General features: G+C 63.7%; 3 protein-coding genes and 1 pseudogene. All 4 read right to left on the minus strand.

Annotated features, from left to right (window positions below; translation table 11 throughout):
• A pseudogene (locus tag AC0L25_RS32130) lies at positions 1-272 on the minus strand (hypothetical protein); the annotation flags it as partial.
• 25 nt (positions 273-297) lie between these two features.
• On the minus strand, positions 298-726 hold the full coding sequence (locus tag AC0L25_RS32135) for a hypothetical protein (protein WP_473599135.1): 429 nt from the start codon (positions 724-726) through the stop codon (positions 298-300).
• A 1,017-nt stretch (positions 727-1,743) separates the two neighbouring features.
• Positions 1,744-1,959, minus strand: a complete 216-nt coding sequence (locus AC0L25_RS32140; RefSeq protein ID WP_473599136.1) for a helix-turn-helix transcriptional regulator — start codon at positions 1,957-1,959, stop codon at positions 1,744-1,746.
• Between the two features lie 127 nt (positions 1,960-2,086).
• The coding region (gene traA, locus AC0L25_RS32145; protein ID WP_473599137.1) for a Ti-type conjugative transfer relaxase TraA at positions 2,087-4,338 on the minus strand (2,252 nt) is incomplete at its 5' end.

Consider the following 4,338-nt stretch of genomic DNA (forward strand, 5'->3'; position numbering starts at 1 on the left):
TCCTGTGTCCGCCCGTCGCAATGCGCCGAGAAGGCGCACCAGGCGATTGCGGTCGCGGCTGTCCTTCCCCACAGAGCCTTTGCCGCCTCTGCAGCTTCAGGCACGGTCCACTTCTCCAAGGCGGCATCGCGATTGAAGGCGTCCAGCAGATCGGGATCACTCGCCGCTGGATGGTGAGATGCCGCAAGAGCGTCTGGTGCCGCCAACTCCGCTTCGCTGCAAGTCGAGAGTTTCTTCACTGAAACCGGCAATCGGGTTGGGCTGGTCTTCATATCTCGCCTCCTTCTTGTTCGCCTTTCAGGCTCGAAAACAGCAGCCAGCCCGCCGCGGGCGGAGCTTGGGACGCGGTTCGCCGTGAAAGACCTGTTCCGGCATCATCTGCTCGGCGATGCGCACCAGATCGTTGAGCGCCGAGCGGATTTGCGGCCAGGGAAATTCGGAGCATTCCTCCCACGCCTCGCCTTCGCGCAACACGGCATCGAGCTTGCCCGCCACACCGGCCAGTGTCGTGGCGGGCGTCGTTGAGAACGCCTCCAGCAGATCTTGTGCGCGGTCGCCAGCCTTGCGCTCGGCCCTGAGTGCTGCGGTGTAACCGGTCTTGTCGGCAGCCGCGTCCCAGCATGTCTGATGCGCGGCGAAATCAGCTTCGGCCTTCTGGCGCAGAGCCGCCATATCCGGCCCTTTGCCGAGCACTTCATTGAGTGCCTCGATCGAGTGAACCGTCACCTCCTCACCCCCGGGCAGACGGACGATCACACAAGGAAAGCCGACGCTCTCGACCAGCCTCGTTTCCAGGCGCTGCTGACTGCGGCAAAGCCGCTCGGTAAGCCTGTGGGTTGTCTCCCATTCCCGCCAAAGCGCCAGCCCGGGTCGGGAGGAACATTCGTCGTTCCGGCATCGCCTGCGAACACGTTCCCTTCAAGGGTCCTCGCAGTGGTAGCCGCCATTGTTCCCACAAGCACTCGCCTGCGAGTGACGAAAGGCAGAGTCATGCTATTGTCGGAATCAGCCATGATCCGAGCTCCAAACAGCTTGGGTTGTGGTCAGGCCGAGCGACGTGTTCGAGCACGTCGTTCGGCTGCAAGCGCGAACCACAAATTACGTACATACCGTACATTACGGACAAACCCATTGTCAAATACACCTGATCCTGTGGACACCAAAACTGAGCGCTTCGAGTTGCGACTCTCAAGTGACTTGCTTGCTCGCGTTGACGAATGGCGTCGCAATCAGCCCGATCTTCCCACTAGATCGGAGGCATTCCGCAGGCTGGTGGAGGCTGGTCTAGCTTCTAAATAGTTGGCGGCGGGGACAACGACGGAGCTCTTTAATCAAATGGGCCTGAGAATGCGCCGGCGGGCATGAGCGGATCTTGGATACCGGCACTCGTCGCTCATTTCCTTTCCGCGACGCGCATCAGCTCGCCCAGCCTTTTGATCTCAGCGACGATGAGGCGGCGTTCCCTCTTCTTTCCGGCACGCTTGCGCACACCACTGCCGGGTTGGAAGCAAGAACGTCGAGCCTCACTGCATGCGCAAAGAGGCTCTGTAGCGTCGAGACCGTTCGCGCCGCGACACCGGCGCCGCCTGTAGTGGCTCCGCCTCGGCCTACGCCGCGCGGTTTCGCAGTTTTTCCACTCGCGATGTCCGACCGCAGGCGCAAAGCGGCCATATCGCGGCAGTCCTTGGTGGATTGAGCCATTTTCGCAGTGCTGCTAGCCGCACTTCGGCCTAGGCCGCGCGATCAGCCATCGAAGTCGAACTCGCTTTTTGGACGCCAGGAGACGGGGTCGGCGATCCATCTGTTGATGTCGGATTCATGCCAGCCCGCGCCGTTGACGCTGATCCTGATCTGGGCCGGGAAGGTGCCCTCGGCGATCTTGCGGTAGATGGTGGACCGCGACAGCCCGGTCCGGACAAGGACGGTTTTGAGCCGAATGATACGGTCTGGTTCGCGCATGGCCTGCCTCCTGCCGGTTATTTCTGACAACTGTCGAGACCAGACAGGGCGGACCGATACGGACGCGCAAGAGGGATCGCTGTAGCGTCGTAGGGTGACGTGGAAACGGCGGTAAATCGGACGGGGTCTAGATTCCGATGCCTCGCCCCCTACCGAGTCCGAGGCCGTGCGTGAAAGCGAGTGCCGCGCCGAAACGGCGGCCCGATTCGAACTGGATGCCAAGATCAGCTTTGCGGTTGGCTAGGAGGGATTCAAGCTGTGGATCGCGTCCGAGGCTTTTGGCCATGTCGCCCATCGCCGACCGCGTAGCCAGGTAGCCGGACATGTCGCCAGCCTGATACTGCCGTTGGCTGGTTTGGTCGAGCTTTTGCCAGCGCTCCACGAAGCGGTCGGCGCGGCGGCCTGGATCGGTGCGCAGTTCGGCTTCAAGCTGGAGGGCGCGGACGGCGCGGTTGACCCTGCCCGTGCCTGCCTCGCGGGCAAGGTCGGGATCGTTGGCGTAAGCCGCCTCGGCATCGCGCCAGCCATGCGGACGCACCTCCTCGAAGGCTTTCCGGGCATCGGTCAGTTCGCGCATCTGCGCCGGATCTGCTTTGCCGCCCGCATCTTCGGTGCTGAATATGGCATCCACGGCGCGGGCATGACGTTTGAGGGCGTCGGTTCGGGTGCGGCGCAGCGTTGCCTCTTGATCCTCGGGGGCCTCTCTGGCGGGCGCTTTGGTTTCGCGCCGTGCCTCCATTCCGGCACTTTCGCGTTCCGGCCTCTGCACGCCCTCCGGGCTGGACGCGCCAGCTGCAGGCAGCCGCGGGCTATCGAACATGCTGCGCACCTTCTCCGGCACGATCTTTTTGACGATCTCGGCGACACGCTCACGGAAGGTGATGCCCCGTCGCTCGGCATAGCCTTGCACGGGATTGCGTTGCTCGTAATCGGACGCCATGTCCTTGGCGCGGTCGCGCGACAGGGTATTGATGAGCTTGTCCTGACTGGCGAAGTCGTCACGGCCATAATGCAGGTCCATGCCGTCGCGGTGACGCGACAGGGCGACATAGCTACCGTGCGCATCGAGTCCCGGCGTCGCCAGCAGATGGGTGTGGTCCACGGTCATGCCTTGAGCCTTGTGGATGGTCGCGGCATAGCCATGATCGATGCGGTCGTAATCCTTGAGGTCGAAGCGCACGGAGCGGCCGTCGTCGGTGCGCACGGACATGGATTGCGTGCCGACCTCTTCGATGGCACCGAGCGTGCCGTTCTTCACGCCAAGGCCGCGTTCGTTTTGCAGGAACATGACGCGGTCCCCGCTGGCGAAGCTCCGTTCGCCGCGCTCGACCGTGATCCGCACATCATCACCGAGGTCGCCCGCCGCCCGCATCCGTTCGCGTGCGGCTTCATTAAGCGCGCGCACCTCGTCATTGGTGTGGGTGAGGATGATGCGGTTCTTGTGGGGTAACGCCTGCCGGTCGCGGTCCCATCGGTCGACCAGATCGCCGCGTGCCTGTTCCCGGCTTTGTGCCTCATGCACCATGTCGTGACTGTCATAGGCGCGGATCGCTTCGCCGGTCCTGCCGGTCGCCAGATCGCGCGTGGCGTCCCTTTGCCAGCCTTCGCGCTGGCGGCGCACCTCGCCGATTTCTGCGCCGCCATGACGGTCGTGGATCGAGCGGAAGGCCGCGCCCGCCTCTATGGCCTGCAACTGCTGCGGATCGCCGACCAGCAAGACCTTGGCTCCGGCCTCGGCAGCATGGGACAGCACCCGCTCCAACTGGCGCGTGCCGACCATGCCCACCTCGTCGACCACCAGAATGTCGTGCGTGGTGAGCATGTCCCGGTCCTGTCCCCAACCATGTTCCATGCTGGCGATGGTGCGCGAGGCGATGCCCGATCCGCTTTCGAGATTTTCCGCCGCGATGCCGGAAAGTGCTACGCCCCTGACCTGATAGCCCGCCGCTTCCCATGCCTCCCGCGCCACGCCCAGCATGGCGCTCTTGCCGGTTCCGGCATAGCCGACAACGATCCCCAGATCGCGCCTGTCTGTGATGTGCGCCAGCGCGTCGGCCTGCTCGCCCGACAGCACAAGTCCGCGCGCTTCTGCTCGGGCCAACGCCGCCTGCCTGTCGGAATCGCTTACCTCGTGGCGTTCCCTCTCGGCCATGAGTTCGGCAGCATCATGCAGACGCTGTTCGGCCTCGATCATCTGGCGGGTGGTGAAGCGATCCTCGCCCCTGCCGTCCTTGCCGAGTTCGACCAGGTCGGGCGCGCTGCGAATCGCGTCCATCACGTCGTTGAACTGATTGATCCCGTCGCTGTGCCGGTGCGCGAACTTTGCCATGTCGCGGCGCGTGAACGTCGATTGCTGATGCGTGATCGCATCCAGCGCCA

Source organism: Mesorhizobium sp. WSM4813, from assembly GCF_055811555.1.